This is a genomic window from Bacillus sp. FJAT-26390, from assembly GCF_001682865.1.
GTDB lineage: Bacteria > Bacillota > Bacilli > Paenibacillales > Paenibacillaceae > Pristimantibacillus.
Map to the genome: position 1 here is coordinate 320,848 of NZ_MAQX01000032.1, position 22,276 is coordinate 343,123.

A 22,276-nucleotide genomic window follows, 5' to 3' on the forward strand; every position below is an offset into this window, starting at 1 on the left:
TCCTCCTCTATTATCCTTTTCTTTGCCTTGCATCCGTCGCACGCTTTAACGCTTGACCGACATTGTTTATACTCAACATCAATACTAGGATCAGTACCGATGCAGGTAACCATATCCACCATCTGGACTCTAGCGTTTGCGGGTCCTTGGCATAGCTGACTAAAGTGCCTAAGCTAGGCGTGCTCTCCGGAAAACCAAAGCCCAAGAAGGAGAGGCCCGACTCCAAGCCGATATTGGCCGCCAAATTCAACGTCATCGTAACGATAATGATAGAGCTTAAATTCGGCAGCACCTGAGACAGCATAATTTTCAGGTTGGAGGAGCCCAGCGTCTTCGAGGCTTGAACATAATCAAGCTCCTTCTCCTGCAGCGCTTTGGAGCGAATCAGCCTTGCGATCCCCATCCATAAAAAAGCGGTCATAATAAGCGCAAAGGAAATGATGCTATATTTAGGAACGGCTGTAACAAATGCGATAACGATCATCAACGTCGGCAAAATCATGAAGAAATCGACGAATCGCATAAAAATGTTATCTACCGTTCCCCCGAAATAACCGGAGATAAGTCCTATTGAAACGCCGATAATGCCTGTAAGCACCGTTACGATAATGCCGATCGATAAAGAATTGCGCGTTCCGATAATGAGCTGTCCAAAAACATCGCGTCCGCCATAGTCGGTGCCCAGCCAAAATTTTGCCGAAGGCGGCTGCTTCAGCTCGAACAAATCTATCGTGACGATCTGCGCCTGATCCAGAACAAGGGATATCCCATAGACGGATAAGATGACCAGGCTTAAAAATATTAAAGATATGAGCGCCACCTTGTCTCGAACGATTTCCCGCCAAACGATGCTCCAGCCCGAAGGACTTTTGTCCATTTGCTTCTGCGCGCTTATTGGGGCAGCTGTTTTCCTCATTTCATTCACCTCAACGTCTCGGGTTCTTATTTAATGCGAATACGAGGATCAACTAAACTTAAAATCATGTCAGAAATTAATGCGCCGAGAATGGATGCCACGCCGTACAGCAGAACCAAAGACGTTACGACACTGAAATCCCGCAGTGAAATGGAGCTTAAGAACAGCTCGCCCATGCCCGGATAACTGAAGATGCTTTCAATAAATACCGTGCCTCCGATAAGCCCCGTAATTTCATAGCCAAAAAGCGCTGCGATCGGCAATAATGAATTCCGTAAAATATGACGATTATAAACGCGGGATTCTGAGGCGCCCTTCGCTCTTGCCGTTATAATGAAATCCTTCTGCTTCGTATCAATAATTTCGCTGCGCAGCAGCTGAACGGTTGTTACCGTTGTAATTAAAGCCATAGATAACGCCGGCAGCAGCAAATGATAAAATTTGCTCACGAAGTATTCCAGTGTGCCGGGTTCCGTCCCTGGCGTGATGCTTCCCCCTGTCGGAAACCAGCCAAAATGAAAGCCGAACACCCATAACATCAATAAGGCGAAAATAAACAACGGAGCCGCAAAACCTAGATACGTATAGCCCGTTATCATCCGATCCGCCCAAGTGTCATGATAGCGCCCGCTAGTAATGCCAAGTGGAATCGCAATAAGGTAAGTTAGAATTAATGTCGCTAATGATAACCAAACCGTATTCATCATCCGCTGGCCGATTAGGTCTGATACCGGCATTTTAAAGCGGAATGATTGACCGAAATCGCCTTGGAAAGCACTCGTAATCCAGTCCCAATATTGCACATACCACGGATTGTTAAGACCGAGCCTCTCCCGCTGCGCATCCAGTGCGGCCGGGTCGATGCTCGGGTCGAGCAAGCCGGTCAGCGCATCTCCCGGCATTGCCTTAGCCATCAGAAATACTAGAATGCTCAATAACAGAATTTGTGGAACCATAATGATCATTCTTCGTAAAATTGTTCTCCACATCGTCCTCAACCTCTCTCAGGCAAAGCCACGAAATGTGTCTCTGATATTGGTTTTAATGGATAAGCCAAGCCATTCCCGTCAAAATATTTCCCATAGGCTTGTTCATATTCCGCCTTCACCGCTTCTCGGAATTTATACTTTTCCTCACGCTTAGCCGGATCAATATCAGGTATGGCTGATAGAAGACGCTTCGTATAAATATGCTGCGGATCATCAAAAATATCTGCTGTTGTGCCTTGCTCCACGTAACGGCCCTTATACATAATGCCAATGTGATCACACATATGCCGGATAATGCCGAGATCATGGCTGATCAATAAATAGGTAAGATTCAATTCCTTTTGAATGTCCTGCATAAAGTTCAGCACTTGAGCTTGAACGGACACGTCAAGCGCGGACACCGGCTCATCAGCGATAATCAGCTTAGGCTTGAGCGCAATCGCTCTTGCAATGCCGATCCGCTGCCGCTGGCCTCCCGAGAATTCATGCGGATATTTGAAAATCGATTCCGGGCTTAAGCCTACCTGCTCTAATAGCTGCTGCACCCTGCGTTTCTCTTCGCTTGCGGACAGCTTCTCGAAATTTCGCAGCGGCTCTGCAATAATGTCGAGTACGCGTTTTTTTGGATTTAATGAGGAAAAGGGATCTTGAAAGATCATTTGAATGTCTTTGCGGTACGCTGATTGTCTCTGCAATCCATGAACATCTAGCTGTCGCCCTTCAAAGAGGATGCTGCCCGAAGTCATTGTGTTTAAGCCTATAATAGCCCTGCCTGTCGTTGTCTTGCCGGAGCCCGATTCACCTACAAGGCCATAGGTCTGTCCCTGTTCCATCGAGAAATGTATGCCATCAACCGCCTTGATAGGCTCACTCTTTCTGCTGAAAAGGCCGCCGCGGTTTTGAAAATGGACCTTTAAATCTTTTACCTCAAGAAATGACATGATGGCGATCCTCCTCCTTTGGATCAGGGAAGTGAAAGTGCTTGTAGCAGCTGCATCTGACCAAATGGCCCGGCGAAATCTCATGCATGATCGGGTCCGCTTCATGGGCTGATTCGCTGATCCATGGAATTCTGGATTGAAAGCGGCAGCCCTGACGAGGCAGATTTTGCAAAGAAGGCACGATTCCTTGAATAACATGGAGCTTAGACTTCGCTTCGTTCGCGGTTGGTATGGATTGCAGCAGCGATCTTGTATAGGGATGCTTCGCATTCGAGATAAGCGTGTAAATATCGGCGATCTCGACGATTTGCCCCGCGTACATAACCGCTACGCGATCGGCCATTTCGGCAACGACGCCTAAGTCATGCGTAATTAAGACGATGCCGGCTTTGCTGTCCTGCTTCAGCTTCCTAAGCAATTCAAGAATTTGCAGCTGTATCGTCACATCAAGCGCGGTAGTCGGTTCATCGGCAATCAACAGCTTCGGATCATTTGCGATCGCGATCGCGATGACGACCCGCTGCCTCATCCCGCCGGATAATTCATGGGGGTATCGCCCGTATGTATGCTCTGGACGCGGAATCCCTACTTTTGTCAGCAGCTCGATTGCCCGATCAGCCCTTTCCCTCTTCGAAAGCTTCGGCTTATGTAGGAGAATGGCTTCCTCGATCTGCGAGCCGATAATCATAAGCGGATTTAATGCCGACAAGGGGTCTTGGAAGATCATGCCGAGCTCATTCCCCCTTAGCTTGTTGAGCTTCGAGGGAGATATATTGGCGATATTCTGGCCATTGTAAAAAATATTGCCCTCAATTCTTGCTCTCGTATGCAGTCCCATAATGGAATAGGCTAACGCGCTTTTTCCTGAGCCGGATTCCCCAACAATGGCAAGAACCTCATTTTCCCTCACCGTTAGCGTCACATCATCCACCGCTGCATAATAATGATCCGCAATTCGAAAAGAAGTCGTTAAATGCTCGATTTTCAGCAGCTCTTCATTCAATAGAATCCTCCTGACAGCGATCGGGACTATAGTCGCAATTATTTTAATATTCAGACAATTTTAGACAAAGTAAAACTAATACTTTTGAACGAAAAGCAGTAATTAATACACCTAAAGTATGACCGCTTTAATTTTAAATTTACTTAATTATGGTTATGAATCCTTATTTTCTACATATGTTAATGTGAAATTTACATTATGTCAAGTATTAATGTGGGAAAATAAATAATTATGTAATTATTTATTTAATATTTATTATTTTATTAATATACATTTTATTCAAACTTTTTTTACTTGTTTTCCTTCGAAAAATGTTCGTTTTTAATCTTTTTAATAGATTTTAAAAGATTGTTCATAAAATAATTTCATAACGTGTTTGATTCCGATTATTCATTTGCGCACTTTATTTCTCGCCAGGAAGGTACTTGCTCGCTTGAGCAGGCTATATCGAACATATATGTTACATGTAGGTTACATCTATCTGCCTCCATTCCTTTTCTCGTTTTTTTGATTTCCATATCCTTATAGGTATATGCTCCTAACTCGATTTTCAATTCACTAGCGCCCGCCTCCCCATTTCCACAATAAAATCCGGGATTCCTCAGTTGGAGGAACCCCGGATTCACCTGTTTATCCAGCACTAATCATGGATTTCCATTAATCCAATAGTCGATAAATTGCTGCCTTTCCACTGCGTCATCCTTCGCTTTCTCCCACCACCAAACGCCCGATCCGGCAACCTTCGCCCCGGCTGCAATCGCATCATTGACCGCAATAGAGTGGTTCATTGAATTCTCGTATGCCGGGTGGTAAATATCAATGGTATCTACGCCAACTCCGAGAGGGATGAAGGCGCAATTCGTATTTTTCAAAGCATTGCTGATGCGAATCGTATTATCTTTAATAGCGAGCTGATAGGATTCGGCATCCGTCGTGAATGGATTTGCCGGCCAAGGTATGCCTGGCACATCCCCTTCTGTATCGTCGCCTGTGTCATAATCCATCATAATGATCATATCCAGCAGGGCTCCGTATTGCGCGATCTCATTATCCGGCATGTACTGCGGGAACGGATTTCCGCAGATGGAGAGATGCTTGCCAGGGCCGATAGCTTCCCGCACCTTGACGATCAATGCCCGGTAATCGTTAGCCGACGCACCCGATCTCAGCGGTTCAAAATCGATATTGATACCGTCTAGGCCAAATGTCTCAACAAAATATTTTGCCTTGGCCGCAATATTATCTTGCATGGTTGCTTTATCTACCGCAGGGGTATGCACTTTGCCATTTCTGTCGGTCCAAGGCAGGTTCTGTATGTGCATAAAGCTGTTCCCGCTCAATGCGCCAATCAATTCAATATCCGGGTTGGTCGCTCTTGAAACGGTCACCCAGTGCTGAAGCTCGGCATAAGCGGCAGGATCGAGCGTTCCGTCTATTGCGCCGCCTTCTACTGTGTCCTCGAAGCTCGCCGTATTGGCGATACGGTCAAAAAATCCGACGTCAATCATTTGATATTTAATTTGATAGGAAGTCATTTTATTAACCGTCTGCTGAATGAAGTTGTCTGTTCGAGGGAACATCACCCATTCAGGGTTTAAGAACGTAACATTATTAGTCCGGTAAGCGGGCGGCTCTGCCCATGCTTGAACTTCAATATAATGATTGTACGGATTAACGTCTCCGTTTTGCTTCGTGCTTCCATTGGAATAGACTCTTAAATATCTTCCGCTAACCGCTTCAAATGAAATGGCTTTGCCTTCGCTCGTTTCCGCGTATTCCAAGTCCGTGCCGATTCCTAGCCCAGCTGAGCCGTCAGCATCATTGTTAAATACGGTTGTCGATTCCGCGAATGCAGGGTCATCCGACAGCTGAACGATAACGTCATGATAGGTTCTGCCGTCCCCGTAATAATGCCAAAGATTAACCGCATTAATTGGTTTGCTTGCGCCAAAGTCCAGCTGGATATAAGTTAACCCGGAGCCAGCGTCCGTTAACAAATCAAGGTTGTCCGTCACTCCGTCCGTCGCATAGACAGAATCAACGACAGTCCCGTTTGTAGTTAGCTCCACTCCGGCTGCCGCGTTTTTGAGAATAACCGGCGACAAAATCGGTTCCGGCGGCTTTGCAGGCCTTGTTGCACTCGTCCATGCTTCAACCTCCACATAATGGTTAAACACGCTTAAACCTCCGTTTTGTTTTGTAGCGCCGTTCGAGTAGACTCTTAAATATCTCGCATGAACTGCAGATACGGAAATCGCTTTTCCTTCCTCAGTCTCCGCATATTCAGCGTCCGTACCTGTGCCTAAGCCGGCTGAACCGTCCGTGTCATTGTTAAACACAGTTGTGGATTCCGCAAAGGCTTCATCATCGGAGAGCTGAACGATTACATCGTGATACGTTCTGCCGTCGCCAAAATAATGCCACAGGTAAACGGAATTAATCGTCTGGCTAGCTCCGAAGTCGATTTGAATATATTTAAGGCCGGACTCTGCTTCGGTAAACAGATCCGTATTGTCTGCTTTGCCGTCAGTCGCAAGCGTTGCGTCCATTAGAACCGCGTCGGAGGTTAGACTTTTTCCGGCAGCTGCGTTAAATGGAACTTGCGGTGTGGGAGCAGGTGTTGGCGACGTTGACGGTGCTGGTGATGCTGTTGCCGTTGGTGCTGGCGTTGGTGCAGGTGTTGCGGTCGATGGTATCGACGTGGAAGGGGCTGTCGAGACCGTTGGGGAGCCGGTCGATATCGTTTTAGGGCTGGTCTCGAATGTCGAGCCTTTAGCGCCTTCATTAATAGTGGCTTTATCCACATTGCCAAGTCCAAGCACTTTCACGATCTCATCCAGCACTAATGCTGTTATCTTGGACTCTTTGCCCAGGTTGATCGAAGTATCCTTCGCATCCTTTTGAAGATGAAGGCTGCGGATAGTCCCTTTAGGCACTTCGATAGCAAACGATTTGGCATATACGTCCAAATCCTCAAACGCTCCAAGCAAAGTTACCTTTGAGCGGGAAGGCAGCTCTTTCGGAATTTCAACATTTGCAAAACCATTTCCAGAAACATTCGCTTCCTCTACAATTGCCGAAGATAGCAGCGTAACTTGCTTAACTGTCGTTGTTCCTTCCGCAACGATGCGGACCGTGCCGTCCTTCTTATTTACAATGATCGTAAGCAGCACCGAGTCCTTGAAATGAATCGAGTTCTCGCCGCCGCCTTTAACGGTAGTGGTTCCGTTTACCGTGACATGATCAAGGGTTGCATCCCCGGCGCCAATTCCCTCCGTAAAGATAAGATTCCCTGTCACCGTCACATTCTGCAGCGTAACGCCTGCGGCGCTGATGATGACATCCCCGTCGATCGTTTGTATGCCAGACGCAGGACCGTATGTACCTGCCTTGTCATAGTCTGTCGGGCCTGCTGTCCCCTTTGCCCCGTAAGCCCGGCTTAAGGATACAACGGCTTCCGCTCTCGTTATCAATCCTTCTGGACGGTAGGTGCCGTCCTCATATCCCTTCATCAAGCCTTTTGCAGCGACTGCGGCAACTGCCGGTTTGCTCCAAGCTGCGATTTTATTCGAATCCTTAAAATCATTCAGGAGCGCAAGCTGCGCATAGTCCGCTTTAAGCTTAAGCAGATTAAATATCATCTTCGCCGCTTCCTGACGGCTGATTTTTTGGCTTGGACGGATCGTGTTATCCGTATACCCGCTTATATATCCCGCTTTCAAGGCTTTGCCGATCTCCGCGTATTCCGAGCTGGAGCTGGCTACATCCTTAAAGCTGAATGTTGCCTCTTCCACAAATCCGAAAGAGCGGTTGATCATCGTCAAAAATTCAGCGCGGGTCACCGCCTTGTCCGGCTTATAGCTGCCATCGGAGTAAGCTTTAATATAGCCATTCGCTATCCACTCCGTTAATTGCTGCTCCGCCCAGTGGCCGCTAATATCCGATGATTTAGCACCGAATACCGTTCCGTAAGAGAAAACCGTTGATAGTAAAATAAGGAAAGAAAGCGATAAAGAAGCTGTTTTTCTCAGTAACATAACCATAACCTCCGTTTTGTTAACGTTTGAAGCGAGATTGCTTGCAGGTTAATTGGATTAAATTTTGACGCCAGCAATCATTTTGATGAAAAGGCTGCCCAATGGCCCGCCAGACCTATTGAACAGCCCCTCTGCTTCAAGCTTCTAAACTAGTTGCCTTTCATCTTCTTAACGTTTTCCTGCCACTTCTCGGTCATGAACGCTTGCAGCTTGCTGTAACCCATAGCCTGCGCATCTGCTTCGGCTTTGTCGAGAATGGACAGCACGTCAGCTTCGCTCTTCGCCATAAGCGCCTTCGCACGCACTTCTTTGAAGAGATCGTCGAGCTGCTTCCAAACGATGCCTTCCTCCGAATCCGGCTGCGGATCTAAATTGATGAACGCCGTAGCATCCGACTGCGTTTTCCAAGTAATCTTAGTCTGCTGCTCCGTTGCCCAGCTGCGCTTATCCTCCGGCAGAGACATTTCGAACTTCGCTTTAGACTTATCAACAAATACCGTATTGCCTGCCCATTGGAAGTCGGTAATGGTAGCCATCAATTTATCTCGGCCTTCGCTGTCGGACGTATATTTCTCCGTAAACTTAGGGGCGCCATCGGCATCAAATCCATCCCAATACAAGCCTGGAGGTCCCCACATTCCAACGCTTTGCCCTTCAGGCCCCGTAAACCAATCGAGGAAGGCGAAGATCGCTTCCGGATCTTTGGCTGCTTTCGTAATGACACTGACATTCCAGCCTAGCTGATTAAAGGTGCCCGGCCATATTTTATTTTTGTCTAAGCCGGCCTTATGGATCGGCCAAATCATGAAATATCCCGCTTCAGGGTCTTCCTTTTTCAAGACCGCATTTCCCGGATCACCGTACTTCGTCGGGCTAGCTGCGGCAAATACGGCAACGCGTCCGTTCAGCACCTTCTCCTTCACTTGATCGGCCGTTTGGCTCATTACGTCCTGCGTCATTAGTTTCTCGCGGAACAACTTATTGGAATATTGCATGGATTCGCGGAAAACCGGGTCTGTGAATATCGATGTCAGCACATTGTCCTTTGGCACGCCGCGAATGCCAAGGTATTTGACTTGATAGTCTTCGCCAAAGGCGGAGTACAGAACGTCAAGACCGTCTCCTTGAGCGCCTAAGCCAACCTCAATCGGAACGACGTTCTCATATTTCTCTTTCACCTGCTTCAAATAGCTGTAAAGATCGTAGGTCGTTTCAAGCGCTGGCGAACCAAGCTCGGTGTAGATTTTTTTATTGATCACATATCCGGCATTCCCGTTTGGCTGGCTCGTATACCAGTTCGGGAATTGGTATAGCTTGCCGTCCTCGGAACGAAGCATGTTGATGCCGGCTTCTCCCAGCCATTTTTTCAAATTGGGATACTTCTCTAAATAACCATCGAGCGGAACGAGCATATCGGCTTCACGAAGCTTCTCGACATCGGGACCGCGCTCCATCCACATCACGTCAGGCAGCTCATTGGACGCAATCATCATATTGTATTTGGTTGCGGCATCGCCGCCAGATTGCACCGGCGTAACGTTAACCTTCAAATGGTCTTTGATCCAACCGGTTGCCAAGTCATTTCCCCATGGCGGCATCGTGTACCAGTCATAGTTGCCATAGAACGAGAACTCCACTGGCTTAGAGCCAAGCACGAACGGACCTTCACTTGGCGCAGCAGACTCTTCTGTTTTCGCGTTTGCAGCATAATTCTCTTTCTTGTTCGAATCATTCCCCGTCGAACAGCCGCTCAGCGCTGTCGCAGCCGCAAGCATTACAACAACCGAATTCAATAACAGCTTCTTCATGCACTAAAACCCCTCTCTCATCTTCAAAATTCAATTCTATGTTTAGAAGCCCCGAGGGCTGTAAACACCGCATTGCCAGCCAAGCCTTATTCCTTCATGGAACCGATCAAGACGCCTTTGACAAAATACTTCTGTACGAATGGATATACGCTTACAATAGGCAAGGTTGCGACCATCATCGTCGCCATCGAGAGCGATTTGGACGTTACGCTTTTCATCCGTTCTGCGGCGCTTTGGGCAGCGGAATCGAGCTGCGCCATCTGTTCCGACATAATATTGGCATTAAGAATTTGTTTGAGCATCGTTTGAATGGGGAGCCATTTTTCGTTCGTAATGTAAATGCTGGGCGTGAACCAATCATTCCAATGGTAAATGGCGGTAAATAGCGACAAGGTAGCAAGAACGGGACCTGACAGCGGCAGCACAATTCGCAGGAACGTGCCCCAATTGCTGCAGCCGTCGATCTTAGCCGATTCATCAAGCCCGGCAGGCAAGCCCATGAAGAAGGTTCGGAATATGATCATGTTCCATACACTAATGAGTCCCGGGATGATCATGACCCAAAACGAATTCGTCAATCCGATCGCTCGCATCAGCATGTAAGAAGGAATCAACCCGCCGCTAAAATACATCGTAATTAGTCCTAGAATCATGTAAAGCTTACGACCGGCAAGCTCACGCCTTGTCATCCCGTAAGCAAAAACCGCCGTACAGAAAATAGAGGTAAAGGTGCCTGTAACCGTTCTCACGATAGAGATAAGAAATGCATGCGTAATCCGATCATCTTGGAATACGATATCGTAGTTTTCCAAGGTGAAGGCGCGCGGCCAAAAAGTGACTCCGCCCAAAGAGGTGTCAAATCCGCTGTTAAAGGAAATGACGATTGAATTCCAAAATGGATAAAAGGTAACGAACGCAAGCAATACGAGAATCATATATATCGTCACCGACAAAATCCGATCACCCACACTATAGTTCATCGACAACCCCCGCTTTTGAGTTCTACCACAGGCTGTTCCCTGACCTGCGGGCAATTAGATTAGCCATGGTCAGCAAGCCGATGCTGATAATCGCTTTAAACAATCCGACCGCCGTGGCGTATGAAAATCTTGAGCTTTTGATCCCGACACGGTACACGTAAGTATCCAGAACGTCCGAAACATCTCTTAGCGCCGGATTGGATGCCAGCAGCAATATATCCTCGAAGCCGGCTGTAAGGAGATTGCCGACCGCCAGTATCATGAAGATGATAATAACCGGCATAATCGAAGGAATCGTAATAAGAAAGATTTGCTTAATCCTGCTGGCCCCGTCGATTGAGGCGGCTTCGTACATATCGGGGTTTACCCCTGCGATTGCCGCCAAATAAATGATGGAAGCAAATCCGATCTCTTTCCAGATGTTCGTGCTGATTAATATTCCCCAGAAATAGTCCGATGTCGAAAGCCAATTGATCGGTTCATCAATCAGATGAAGCGATTGCAGCAGTATGTTGAGGCTTCCGTTATCCGTTGAGAGCATGGACATCGTGAACCCGGCGACAATGACCCATGACATAAAATGAGGCAAGTAGCTGATTGTTTGCACGATCCGCTTAAAGGCTGCCTTGCGAACCTCGTTCAGCATAAGCGCGAGCAGAATCGGGGCCGGAAAGCCGGCAACAAGCTTTAGCACGCTGATCACGATCGTATTGCGCATAACGGTCCAGTAATCCGGAGAATGAAAAAACATTTGAAAATGCTTAAACCCTACCCAAGGGCTATTCCAAAAACCTTTAAAAATGTTGTAATCCTGAAAAGCCATCAACGTTCCGTACATCGGGATATAGTTGAAAACAATGATAAACAAAATTGCCGGAACCACCATCATTTGAATATCCCACTGCTTGATCAATCGCCTGATCAAATGCGCTCCCCCTTCACCGAAAATAAACGTTTTCCAACTAGCCGAGTATTTTGTCTCTAGCTTTAGTCGAGTCGGAATAGTTTATTTCGTACTGTGTCCTTATTAATTAAAACGTTTATTAGAGCAAAAATGTCATTTTAGCAATCCGATATCTGCTCCCTGTTTGTTCAACTAACCGCTATGCCGGTAAATTTCCGGGCAAATGCCTTCATGCTCTCGTCTCCTGAGGAACAAATCAGAACGACCGAGCTCGCATCCGGCAGCTCAGCGGCATCATAAGGATTTCGTAAAACAAGGCACACATGAGGCTTAGAAGCGGCGCATAGGCGAGCCAGCGACAGCTGGTTTTTGAAGATATGGGCATTCCTTGTCACTTGGAGAACCGCATCGGCTGACCGGATCTTCCTCTCTGCCTCCTCTTGCTCCGACTCCGTCGGATTCATAGAGGTGTATACCGTCTCCACCTGGATGCCCTTTTCCTTCAAATAGCTGTCCAGCTTAAATGGCTTATTGAAGGTCGTGTCCGCTTGTGTAAGCCGCTCCATCTCCGGCACGAACATCACGTATTTGAGCTGTTTAAGCGGAAGCAGGCTCGCCGGATCACGATCGACGACGATTGATGCTTCAGCGAGCCGGGCAGCATGGATCTCCCACAGGGACCTTGGAATGACATTCGCTTGCTTGCGATACTGCTTCATCTTATTTTGCAAAACCCGAATGCGTTCAACGGATTGGTCGATTCTCTCTTCCGAAATCACGCCCGCCAGAACCGCGTTCAAAATGCCTAAGTATACTTTCTCTTGAAAATCCCGCGTATGGCACATAATGATCTGGTCATTTCCCGCCAATACGGCAAGCACGCCGATTTCTGAAGGATCAAAGTTGTTCTTGATCGCATGCATTTCAATATCGTCCGTACAGATCACGCCTTCAAAAGCCAGCTTTTCCCTTAATAGATGAGTAACAAAAAACGGTGAAAGTGAAGCCGGCATATGATGCGATTGCGGGATATTCGGAAATACGATGTGCGCAGTCATGATCGCGCCGATTCCTGCTTCTATCGCAGCCTTGAAGGGCTCCAGCGTCTCTGCATATAGCTGCTCCAGCGTCAAATGGCAGGTAGGCAATTCAACATGCGAATCAGCATCTACATCACCGTGACCCGGAAAATGCTTGGCTGTACATACCATCCCAGACTCTCTCATCCCCTTTACGAAAGCCGCGCCGTATGCTGCTACTTGACTGGCATCTTCGCCAAATGAGCGTACGCCAATAACCGGGTTAAGCGGATTGGAATTAACATCGAGCACCGGTGCCCAATCCATCATGAAGCCTAGCTCGTATAGCTGGCTCCCGATTAACCTTCCGCTCGCATAAGCGAGCAATGGATCGTTCGCCAGACCAATGGCTCGATTGCCGGGCACATCCGTATAAAATTCCGTAAAATTCGCCAGAGAGCCACCCTCTTCGTCAATTGCAATCATGAATGGTTCTGGTGTCTCGTGATCGGTTCCAGCCCTCTGATTCAGATCGGAAATGATTTTCTTAAGCTGCTTTTCATTTTCGAAGTTATGCGGGAAGAGTCCAAGTCCACCAAAATGGTTGCGGGACAATGTCTCCATGACTTCCTCGTCCACTTGATTTGACGGCATTCCTACCACGCACATTAGCCCCACTTTTTCTTCCAAGGACAGTGCCTTCACTTGCATTCCCCTTCCAAATCGATAGATGCGGCACACCTAAATATTTAATTCGTACACTTTACAAATTAAATATACAACCAACTTAAATCGTTGTCAAACAAAAAAAACGGAGCTGTCTTCAGGGTCATTTCCCCCCTTGAAAACAGCTCCATTTTAGTCAAAAATAATCCTCGAATACCTTGTGAAGCATAAGCGTAGACGCTCCGATGATGAAGTTTCGCTCTTCAAAAGTTGCTGGCACCACCCGTTTCTCCTCGAACGGCAGCGGGAAAGGGAATGTCGAGAGTCCCTTTTTTAATTGGTTCATGAACTTATTCGAATGGCACATCCAGCCATGCAGCACGATAAGCTCCGGACTGAAAAAGTTAATGAATACCGACAATGTATTTACGAGCAAGGAGCTCACTTTAGTTAGAACCTCTTCGCCAAGCTCTTCTCCGGCTTCATACCTCTCAAGCAATTCATCGAACGTCTTCGGAACGTTGTCTACCTTCTTCAGGCGCGCGACTTCCTCTGCCCTTGCCAGAACGGCAGGCTCCGTCAACACCATTGCGATGCAGCCGTTTTGGCCACAATCCTCGCAGCGCTGACCGTCGGGATCAATAAGCATATGCCCAATCTCGCCAGCCAGCCCTTTGTAGCCGGAATAGACCTTGCCGTCAATGACCATGCCCATGCCGATACCTGAATCTATGGAGAGGAATAACAAATTATCCGTTCTAATGTTGCCTACAAAATACTCAGCGAAAGCGGCAGCCTTCAAGTCATTCACTACAACGACCGGATAATCGAATTCTCTGCGGAGCATTCTCTTGATCTCCAGATTATCGATTCGCAGGAACGTCGACCGGACGATAACTTCCCCCTGATCGTCAATGACGCCGGGCGTTGAAACGGCTACCCCTTTTACCTGCAAAGGATCTTTGATGATGCCGGACGCCAGCAGCCGGTTTATCGCGGCAACCATGAAGTCCAAAACCTCTCCGTTTCCTTTAACAACCGGCTCGGTAAACTCATAAACGATTTCGTTCCTGAAGTTCAAGAGCGCGCACCGGAAGTAATTGTTGCCTAGCGCGATCCCTATGATGTAACCTTTATCGCGGCTGATTTCTAAGGCGATCGCTCTTCGGCCTGCGCCTGGAGATGACTTCTCGCCAACCTCGTCGATTAAGTCCTGCTTAATCAATTCATCGACCAGGGAGGATACGGTAGTTGCACTCAGTTTTGATCTCTGAGCTATTTCAGCTCGGGAAAGGCTCCCTTCCCTAAGCAGCATATGAAGGATGAGTGAACAGTTAATTTTTTTCATCAATTGCAAATTGCCTTTTTGAGCCATCATACGTTCATTTTCCTTTCAAGATAAAGATTATTCGCTTTTTAAATTGCATTCTAAGTGTTCATAATTAATAAGGACTCTTTAATAATATCCACAAACTCTCAAAATTTCAACCTATCCCAATCATATGGGCAGCAAGTAAGCGTTATTTTAGGGTTGACAATTAAAAGAAAAATCGATTACTTTATTAATTAGTACAGTGTGCTTATTAATTAATGGGGGTACGCTGATTACAAATTAAAGGAGGACATTTATGAAAAAAGGTTCGTTCCGCTCCATTCTCATTACGACGATAGCCGTAGCGCTCTTCGCTACCGGTCTAATCGGGGATCAAAGAGCAAGCGCCGCAGCAGCCCAAAATGTTGCAGCAGGAAAAACGGCAACTTCCAACGCCACGCTGGTGAATGCATCGCTACTTACCGACGGGGTCAGCAACAACAGCAATTCGTTCACCGAGGCTGGTACAGGAAAGAAATACATCCAGATCGATTTTGGCGCGAGCTACTACCTAAACAAGGTTTTGCTCTGGCATTACTACGCGGATGGCCGGACCTACAAGGATGTTGTCGTTAAGCTGTCAGAAAACGCCGCTTTCAGCAGCTCCACTACCGTATTCAACAATGATGCCGACAACAGCTCCAGCCAAGGCGCAGGCACCGATGCCGAATACGCGGAGTCCGCTGCCGGCAAGACCATCACCTTTAATCCGGTTAAAGCAAGATACCTAAGAATCTACTCCAACGGCAGCTACACCAACGCCTACAACCACTATGTAGAGGCACAGGCTTGGACCGTAGACAATTCCTATCGCGAGAACAACGTTACCTTTACGAATCCGGAATGGGTGATGTCGCCCCAAACGAATACTTTTATCCAAGACGTGATCACCAAAATGAACAGCTACAAAATCAAATACCAAATGATCGACGTCGGCTTCTTCGATCGTGATTCCACAACCGGTCAATACGAGGATGTAGACGGGCAGCCGATTGACGGAACCATGAGCTGGTATGCTTACGACGAGCTTGAAAACTGGGTAAACAAATCCAGATTGTATGCTCCCAACATGAAGTTGATCGGTGTCGTTAACGGAAACAAGTCGCTGCATGTACAAAGCGTGCCGTATACGGACAAAAACAATGTCGTGCATACGCCTGCGGTTTCCAAAGCCACGATGCATGATAATATTGCGGCGCATTGCGCGTTTCTCGTCAACTATTATGGCCTCGACGGCATCAACCTCGACTTTGAGCCTGTCAGCGCGGGTACGGCAAGCACCGATTACAGACAACTGATCCAAAAAGTAAGAACAGCCATCGGTCCAAACAAACATCTTTCCATTGACGGCAATCCTTTCTCTGCTTATATGCCTGACAGCGAATTGGCTCAATTTGGCGCATTGCTCGACATGATCGTGATGATGGATTACGACACGGCTGATCTGAGCGCTCCCGCTTATCCCGCCAATCCTTCTACCACAAACGCAACAAATTATAAGCTCGCCATTAAAGAGAACACCATCCGTATCAGCAACGCCCTGCCTGCAACCTGTGCCTTTATTCCGCTCGGTCCCGGCGATTATACGCTAACTGACTACCATAAAACTTACGAGAATGCGCAAAACCATTCCGTTGCCGTCAACGATGCGATTTTGGAAGGCGCGCGAGTAGCAGGCTCCGGCGTTTGGTGGTTTAACAACTCCATGAATAACGCTACCGAAACGCAGCAATTTACCGACTACTGGATTAATGGCACACCCTAAACATAATTGATTCCACAGGAGGCACTACCATTGAATTATCAACCTAGCGAGCAACGATACGAGAACATGAAATACAACCGATGCGGCAAAAGCGGCCTTAAGCTTCCCGCTATTTCACTTGGCCTATGGCATAACTTCGGCGACGGGTATGTGTTTAACAACAGCCGTGAGATGGTCCGCCGCGCGTTCGATTTAGGGATTACCCACTTTGACGTCGCCAACAACTACGGCTGGCCGGGCGGTTCGTCGGAGGAAACACTCGGCAAAATATTAAAGCTGGACTTCGCTTCGCACCGCGACGAGACGATCATCTCAACCAAAGCCGGCTGGGACATGTGGCCAGGTCCTTACGGGGATGAGGGCTCCAAAAAATATTTAGTCGCAAGTCTTGATCAGAGCCTAAAGCGTTTAGGGCTAGATTATGTGGACATCTACTATCATCACAGACCGGACCCTAACACGCCGATCGAGGAAACGATGGGTGCGCTGGATTTGCTTGTTCGACAAGGAAAAGCGTTGTACGTAGGCATCTCCTCCTATGATGAAGCAGAGTCCAAAGCTGCGATTGAAGCGCTGAATAAGCTCGGCACGCCTTGTTTAATCCATCAGCCTTCGTACTCCATGCTTGATCGCACCATTGAAGACGGGCTGCTCGACTTGCTTGAGGATAAAGGCGTAGGCAGCATTGCGTTTTTCCCTCTTGCGCAAGGCATTCTCACGAATAAGTACCTGACAGGCATTCCGGCCGACTCCAGAGCAGGCAGCGGCATCCGTTTCCTGAAGCCGGAGCATATTACGGAGGATGTCCTCAATAAGACTCGCCAATTGAATGATATTGCTGCCTCAAGAGAGCAATCGTTGGCGCAAATGGCGATCGCATGGGTGCTGCGCGGCAACCGGGTCACCTCCGCGCTGGTAGGCGCAAGCAGAGTAAGCCAAATCGAAGAAAACGTGGCGGCACTTAACAATCTGGCGTTCACGCAGAGCGAATTGGATGCCATTGATCGCATTTTAAACGCGGAATAATTTATGTAAAATCGCTTACCGCTATTATTCGCTAGCGCAGCAATAAGAGGGGCTGTCTCAAAGGGTCATTGACCTTAAGAGACAGCCCCTTTTTTACGAGTTCCTTACACTTCCTTGTTCAAAAACGTCTTTAGCACCGAAATGACCAGCTCATGATCTTCTTGTTCCGAGAGGCCCGCTACCGTTATGGTTCCAATAAATCCTGCGCCATCTACCACGATCGGAAAAGCCCCGCCGTTCGCCGCGTAATGCATCGGGTCCAGCAGCGCGAACTCTTGCATCGTCATGTTCAGCAACTTCATTCTTGTACCGATCAAATAAGAGCTTTGGAAAAATTGATTCACTACCCGATTTTTTCTAATGATCCAGCTATTGGCGTCTTTTGTAGCCTGCGGCAATGCCGCGCGAAATAGCTGCAGCTCGCCTCTGGATATATCGATTGTGACCGGCAGCTTGCTCTCTAGCGCCGCCTCGACGAGCTTCGCCCCCAATTGCAAAGCCGTTTCATTCGTAAAGCTTTCAAAAGTTAAAACCGCTTCCTCTTTTTTCAATTGTGCCAATAACGCTTCTGTCTCTGTCATCCTTCAATCACTCTTTTCTCTTCAAAATAATTAATTCGTACACTGTACAAAATATATATAATCAGAGCTGCTCGCGTCAAGCATTATTTTCCAGCTCATCTGTTTAAGCAGTACTCAGCTCTGCTAGTTAAAAAGTACGTTACGCGATTGCCCCACATACAATGGTGGCAACGGAGGTGAATAGATTATGCTTCAAATGCCATGGTATTCGAAGGCTGCAGGACTCGTCGGCCAGCCAGTGGGTGTATCGCTTACGAACGGGCAAGGTGTAACGGGGGTATTATGCAGCGTCAGCGGGGGCAATGTGGTATTGCAGGAATATTTGTATCAAAGCCAATTCGCCACAAAGCAATACCCTTTCAATATGGTTCAAGATATTAATGCTTTCCCTGGGTGCGCTATGCCGGGACCATTCTTCTAAAACTCCCCCTATGCGCAAAGAAAAACGAACCGCCCAAAAGAAAACCGTTGGCGGCTCGTTTTTTTGTTTCATTCCTTCGGCGGAATCTCTGGCGGAATGTCCGGCTTGATCTCAGGGATCACGTCCGGTTTAATCTCGGGTGTCCTCTGCGGAACAATTTCCGGGACGGGCTGCACAGGCTTAACCTCCGGCGATGCTGGCGGTATGATCTCCGGTTCATTATTCGGATTAACCTCTAGAATGTCTTCCGGCATATAATCATCAATTAACATGGTTCAACAGCTCCCTTCGCTTATAAGTATTAGTACCCTAATCAGGCCCGAACATAACAATAAAGTAAAAAAGAGGAGCCTGGGGGCTCCTCTTCTCCTCATTCCTTTATGCTCGCTTGCCCTTGACTCGCGTCCGATCTAACCTTGATCCGATATTCCTGCGGCGAGATTCCTTCCAGCTCCTTGAACACGCGGGAAAACTGCTTGCTGTTCTCAAAGCCGATCGCGCTTCCTATCTCCTGCATCTTCTGATTCCCTTCGAGCAGCAGCTCCTTGCCCTTGCGAATACGCACTTTTTTCAGGAACAGCACAAAGCTCTCGCCTGAATGGGCTTTGAACGCTTCGCTGAAGTAGGAGTAGTTCAAGCCGACATAATTGCTTACGACTGCCATATTGAGCGGCCTGTAATAATTTTGTTCGATATAGGCAACAGCCGCCTTAATCTCCGAATGCTCGCTGTATGCGGAACGGATGCCTCTAATATAATCATTCACGCTCAGCAGCAGCAGCTCCAAGCTTCTGTAATAGTCATGGAAGCTGCGGAAGTTATCCATATTGCCTACTTTGCGGTACAGCTTCAGCACTTCGATCGACTCCTCGCCGTAAATACGAAATACCTCATCGAGCACCTGCTCGTTAATCCGTTTCCCGACAAGCCGCAAGTAATGAATATCAACGTCAGGCAAGTCCTCTGTATGGAAGATCAGCTTCAACAGCTCCTGCACCTCCCGCTCCCGGTCGGTTCCCAGCATATTGCCAAGCTTGCGAATCTCCTCATCCGGCACCTTGTAGTCCCGCCGTTTCTCCCGGATGTCCTCATGCCGCAGCATCCGGCAATTCGAGTACAGGAACGAGTATTGCAGCGCTTCCGATGCCTGCTTGTAGCAATGAAACAGTTCCTCGATTTCATTGCCCTCCGCACTGACCCCCATGCGAAGCCCATCAAGCTCCCTGACGCCTGCCTGCTTGAACAATTCTTCGAACTGCAGCGCGGGACTTCCAATTAGAACAAGCTTGCTCTCGCTATCTAGGAAAGAGACATCCAAAGCCCCGTTCATCGGCTCAAGCATCTTCTCTACGAGCAGCTTAAACTCTTCTTTGTTCATGGAGTCGCCGCTCTCTGATTTATAGTTCAAGACGGCAACGGTAAACGGCAGCGTCATCTGATCGAACCTGATTTTGGACTCAAGCTCGGCCATGCCGTCAAAAGAGGGCTCGTCTTGCCTAAACCATTCCTTCAGCAGATTGATGCGCAGCTGTTCTCGGTACGTATCGCTCACAGCCACTCTCTCGGCTAATTCGGCCTGCGCTTGCAGCGTATTCTCGCTTTTGCGCAGCGACTCAAACAGCTCGTCCCGCCGTATAGGCTTTAATAAGTAATCTTTAACCTGATATTCGATAGCGGCCTTTGCATAAGCAAAATCATCATACCCGCTTAGTATGATAAATATCGGCTTCTGCTCTGGCTCGGCCTCCTTGGTGATCCGTTTAATCAGCTCAATGCCGTCCATTATTGGCATGCGAATGTCTGTAATGACGATATCCGCCCGTTCATGATGATATTGTGTTAGTGCATCTTCGCCATGTATGGCTGTCCGAATATCGTATAATTCCGGAAACTCTCTTTCAATCATGGTTTTGAGCCCTAAGCGGATATTTTTCTCGTCATCGACGATTAGCATTTTCCTCATTGCCAGACCCCCTCCCCATTAACAGCACCTTTGGAAGAGTAATAACCACCTCAGTGAATTGCCCTTCTCTGCTGTGCACCTGTAATCCATATTGCTTTCCATAATAAAGCCGAATGCGCTGATGAACGTTGCGCAGGCCGATTCCGAACGCCTGCTTCCCGTTTTTAACCTGTTCGTCCGTAAGAGCGTTGTTCCAATTTTCGGCATGAATCATTTCATTTAATCGCTCTAGGCGTCCCGCCTCAATCCCCATGCCGTTATCTCTCAACGTAATGATCACGCCTGCATCCTCATTCTCCGAGACATCAATAATGATGGTACTCTTGCCCTCTTCCACCCCAAGCCAAGCATGCTTAACCGCATTTTCAATGATCGGCTGCAGAGACATCTTAAGCACCTCGATCTCCAGCAGCTTCGGGGGAATGCGCAGCTCAAGCTGGATTGGCTCGTCGAAGCGGATATTCATAACCGCAATATAATTTTGAATATGCCGAATCTCATCCCGCAAGCTGACATACTCGCCTGACCATTTGAAATTATAGCGCATCATTCCGCCGAGCGAAGTGAGCGAGTCGGATATCGTCCGCTGATTCTCCATCTCTGCCAGCATCTTAATATTCTCAAGCGTATTGTACAAAAAGTGAGAATCGATCTGGCTATGCAGCGTGCGCAGCTCAGCCTCTTTCGTCAGCGCTTGCTTCTTCACGCCCTGTGCAATCAATTCGTTAATGGTATGAATTAATTTGTTGAAATGATGGGCAAGCTCCCCGATCTCCCCGCCTCCGCCGAGCGGCAGCCCGGTAGGCATTTCCCCTCTTCTCACCTTCTTCATCGCCTCCGTCAGGCGGCTTAGGTTTTTGAGAATAAAGGAATTCATCATATACGTAATAATCGAAAGAAGGCCGATCAATATAAGGTTTGCCGCAATGATCTGCTTCTCCGCTGTAGATATGCGCTCATGCGCGGTCTGCAAGGACACGACATTCAGAATATGGGCATCTGCCTGCTCAATTGGCGTCGAGACGAGCAGATAAGGATGCTTATTCACGATGAAACGTTTCTCGTGTAATCCGCGCACGTTCATATCGGCGAATTGCTGCTCAATCGCTTCGCGAAGCTCCGGATTGTGGCCGGCAAACGGCTGGTTGTCGTCCAGATAGATAGCCCCGCTGCTGTCAGCAAGCATCATCTGCGAGCCCTCGTCCTTAATATTGGCAAAAGCTTTGGGCGAAAACTGCTTCAGCAGCATTTCCACTTGGATGATGCCAATACGCTTGCTCCCGGCATGTACGACGCGCACCAGCGAGACCTTCGGCATTTGGTCATTCACATCGGTCACATAACGGCGCAAAATATCAAAGTCCTTATCCTTGAACGTCCAAAGCTCCTTGCCATCCAATTGATCCAGCTTAGAGAACCAAGGCTCGTTTTGGATACGGCGCTCATGAAAAATAATCGGCCAAATTTCCGAAATATGCTCATTGTTCGCATAAAGCCGCAGATGGGCGATATTCGGATTATTGATTTGAATATTGATCATATCGGTAAGAGGCCCCCGGTACAAATCGAGCAGCTCCTGAATAGGCAGCTCTTCCTTCGTGGAGATATATTCTAAAACATCAGAATCCGATATCGTGAGCTGGGCGGCAAGCTCCATGGCTTCAATCTGATTCAAAATATTTATTTTTTCCATCTCCAGCAAGTACTGACCCTGTTTCAAGGTGTCATTGGTATAACTATCCCTAATTTGGCTGAAGAGATAATTGGATACCACGATGCTTGGAATTAACAGAATAACGATATATGCGGCTACCAAACGGCTCTGCATGGATCTGCGGCCCAGCCAATTCGAAAAAGATTGAAGGTACAACCGAAACTTCCTGCC

General features: G+C 47.8%; 17 protein-coding genes. 3 read left to right on the forward strand and 14 right to left on the reverse strand.

Features of this window, described 5'->3' with window-relative positions:
• Positions 1 to 10: 10 nt before the first annotated feature.
• The 10 genes from A7975_RS22270 to A7975_RS22320 form a co-directional block, all read right to left on the reverse strand.
• Positions 11 to 916: an ABC transporter permease gene (locus A7975_RS22270; RefSeq protein WP_053372824.1), complete on the reverse strand. Its 906-nt coding sequence runs from the start codon at positions 914 to 916 to the stop codon at positions 11 to 13.
• Between the two features lie 26 nt (positions 917 to 942).
• Complete coding sequence (opp4B, locus tag A7975_RS22275) at positions 943 to 1,905, reverse strand: oligopeptide ABC transporter permease (RefSeq protein ID WP_065386572.1); 963 nt, start codon at positions 1,903 to 1,905, stop codon at positions 943 to 945.
• 5 nt (positions 1,906 to 1,910) lie between these two features.
• A complete protein-coding gene (locus tag A7975_RS22280) occupies positions 1,911 to 2,846 on the reverse strand; it encodes an ABC transporter ATP-binding protein (RefSeq protein ID WP_065386573.1) in 936 nt (311 codons plus the stop codon).
• On the reverse strand, positions 2,833 to 3,849 hold the full coding sequence (locus A7975_RS22285; RefSeq protein WP_065386574.1) for an ABC transporter ATP-binding protein: 1,017 nt from the start codon (positions 3,847 to 3,849) through the stop codon (positions 2,833 to 2,835). Before A7975_RS22285 ends, A7975_RS22280 begins: the two co-directional genes overlap by 14 nt.
• A 644-nt stretch (positions 3,850 to 4,493) precedes the next feature.
• Positions 4,494 to 7,886 carry an S-layer homology domain-containing protein gene (locus A7975_RS22295; protein WP_065386576.1) on the reverse strand — a complete coding sequence of 1,131 codons (3,393 nt, stop codon included), beginning with the start codon at positions 7,884 to 7,886 and terminating at the stop codon, positions 4,494 to 4,496.
• 149 nt (positions 7,887 to 8,035) lie between these two features.
• Positions 8,036 to 9,694 (reverse strand): extracellular solute-binding protein, encoded by a 1,659-nt coding sequence (locus A7975_RS22300; RefSeq protein WP_065386577.1) that lies wholly within the window; start codon positions 9,692 to 9,694, stop codon positions 8,036 to 8,038.
• A gap of 86 nt (positions 9,695 to 9,780) precedes the next feature.
• Complete coding sequence (locus A7975_RS22305) at positions 9,781 to 10,674, reverse strand: carbohydrate ABC transporter permease (RefSeq protein WP_053372831.1); 894 nt, start codon at positions 10,672 to 10,674, stop codon at positions 9,781 to 9,783.
• 22 nt (positions 10,675 to 10,696) lie between these two features.
• On the reverse strand, positions 10,697 to 11,563 hold the full coding sequence (locus tag A7975_RS22310; protein ID WP_082198431.1) for an ABC transporter permease: 867 nt from the start codon (positions 11,561 to 11,563) through the stop codon (positions 10,697 to 10,699).
• A gap of 203 nt (positions 11,564 to 11,766) precedes the next feature.
• Positions 11,767 to 13,308: a beta-N-acetylhexosaminidase gene (gene nagZ, locus A7975_RS22315; RefSeq protein ID WP_065386578.1), complete on the reverse strand. Its 1,542-nt coding sequence runs from the start codon at positions 13,306 to 13,308 to the stop codon at positions 11,767 to 11,769.
• A gap of 151 nt (positions 13,309 to 13,459) precedes the next feature.
• On the reverse strand, positions 13,460 to 14,641 hold the full coding sequence (locus tag A7975_RS22320) for an ROK family transcriptional regulator (RefSeq protein ID WP_082198381.1): 1,182 nt from the start codon (positions 14,639 to 14,641) through the stop codon (positions 13,460 to 13,462).
• 250 nt (positions 14,642 to 14,891) lie between these two features.
• On the opposite strand from A7975_RS22320, the gene A7975_RS22325 reads away from it, so the two are divergent.
• Both A7975_RS22325 and mgrA read left to right on the forward strand, forming a co-directional pair.
• Positions 14,892 to 16,400, forward strand: coding sequence for a glycoside hydrolase family 18 protein (locus A7975_RS22325; protein ID WP_065386579.1), 1,509 nt, complete (start codon positions 14,892 to 14,894; stop codon positions 16,398 to 16,400).
• A gap of 30 nt (positions 16,401 to 16,430) precedes the next feature.
• Complete coding sequence (mgrA, locus tag A7975_RS22330) at positions 16,431 to 17,426, forward strand: L-glyceraldehyde 3-phosphate reductase (RefSeq protein ID WP_082198382.1); 996 nt, start codon at positions 16,431 to 16,433, stop codon at positions 17,424 to 17,426.
• 104 nt (positions 17,427 to 17,530) lie between these two features.
• On the opposite strand, the gene A7975_RS22335 is transcribed toward mgrA, so the two are convergent.
• A complete protein-coding gene (locus A7975_RS22335) occupies positions 17,531 to 18,007 on the reverse strand; it encodes a heme-degrading domain-containing protein (protein ID WP_065386580.1) in 477 nt (158 codons plus the stop codon).
• Between the two features lie 196 nt (positions 18,008 to 18,203).
• On the opposite strand from A7975_RS22335, the gene A7975_RS22340 reads away from it, so the two are divergent.
• Positions 18,204 to 18,428 (forward strand): hypothetical protein, encoded by a 225-nt coding sequence (locus A7975_RS22340; RefSeq protein WP_065386869.1) that lies wholly within the window; start codon positions 18,204 to 18,206, stop codon positions 18,426 to 18,428.
• Positions 18,429 to 18,496: 68 nt separating this feature from the next.
• On the opposite strand, the gene A7975_RS22345 is transcribed toward A7975_RS22340, so the two are convergent.
• The 3 genes from A7975_RS22345 to A7975_RS22355 form a co-directional block, all read right to left on the reverse strand.
• Positions 18,497 to 18,700, reverse strand: a complete 204-nt coding sequence (locus A7975_RS22345; protein WP_065386581.1) for a hypothetical protein — start codon at positions 18,698 to 18,700, stop codon at positions 18,497 to 18,499.
• 98 nt (positions 18,701 to 18,798) lie between these two features.
• Positions 18,799 to 20,391: a response regulator gene (locus A7975_RS22350; RefSeq protein WP_065386582.1), complete on the reverse strand. Its 1,593-nt coding sequence runs from the start codon at positions 20,389 to 20,391 to the stop codon at positions 18,799 to 18,801.
• A complete protein-coding gene (locus A7975_RS22355) occupies positions 20,366 to 22,261 on the reverse strand; it encodes a sensor histidine kinase (protein ID WP_255314442.1) in 1,896 nt (631 codons plus the stop codon). The genes A7975_RS22350 and A7975_RS22355 overlap by 26 nt, the downstream gene beginning before the upstream one ends.
• Positions 22,262 to 22,276 lie beyond the last annotated feature (15 nt).

Coding starts and splice junctions, on each gene's coding strand:
- A7975_RS22320 (WP_082198381.1), bottom strand. CDS start 14,641: ATGATGGCTCAAAAAGGCAATTTGCAATTGATGAAAAAAATTAACTGT.
- A7975_RS22280 (WP_065386573.1), bottom strand. CDS start 2,846: ATGTCATTTCTTGAGGTAAAAGATTTAAAGGTCCATTTTCAAAACCGC.
- A7975_RS22350 (WP_065386582.1), bottom strand. CDS start 20,391: ATGAGGAAAATGCTAATCGTCGATGACGAGAAAAATATCCGCTTAGGG.
- A7975_RS22345 (WP_065386581.1), bottom strand. CDS start 18,700: ATGTTAATTGATGATTATATGCCGGAAGACATTCTAGAGGTTAATCCG.
- A7975_RS22335 (WP_065386580.1), bottom strand. CDS start 18,007: ATGACAGAGACAGAAGCGTTATTGGCACAATTGAAAAAAGAGGAAGCG.
- A7975_RS22305 (WP_053372831.1), bottom strand. CDS start 10,674: ATGAACTATAGTGTGGGTGATCGGATTTTGTCGGTGACGATATATATG.
- nagZ (WP_065386578.1), bottom strand. CDS start 13,308: ATGCAAGTGAAGGCACTGTCCTTGGAAGAAAAAGTGGGGCTAATGTGC.
- A7975_RS22295 (WP_065386576.1), bottom strand. CDS start 7,886: ATGTTACTGAGAAAAACAGCTTCTTTATCGCTTTCTTTCCTTATTTTA.
- A7975_RS22325 (WP_065386579.1), top strand. CDS start 14,892: ATGAAAAAAGGTTCGTTCCGCTCCATTCTCATTACGACGATAGCCGTA.
- opp4B (WP_065386572.1), bottom strand. CDS start 1,905: ATGTGGAGAACAATTTTACGAAGAATGATCATTATGGTTCCACAAATT.
- A7975_RS22310 (WP_082198431.1), bottom strand. CDS start 11,563: ATGATGGTGGTTCCGGCAATTTTGTTTATCATTGTTTTCAACTATATC.
- A7975_RS22300 (WP_065386577.1), bottom strand. CDS start 9,694: ATGAAGAAGCTGTTATTGAATTCGGTTGTTGTAATGCTTGCGGCTGCG.
- A7975_RS22340 (WP_065386869.1), top strand. CDS start 18,204: ATGCCATGGTATTCGAAGGCTGCAGGACTCGTCGGCCAGCCAGTGGGT.
- A7975_RS22270 (WP_053372824.1), bottom strand. CDS start 916: ATGAGGAAAACAGCTGCCCCAATAAGCGCGCAGAAGCAAATGGACAAA.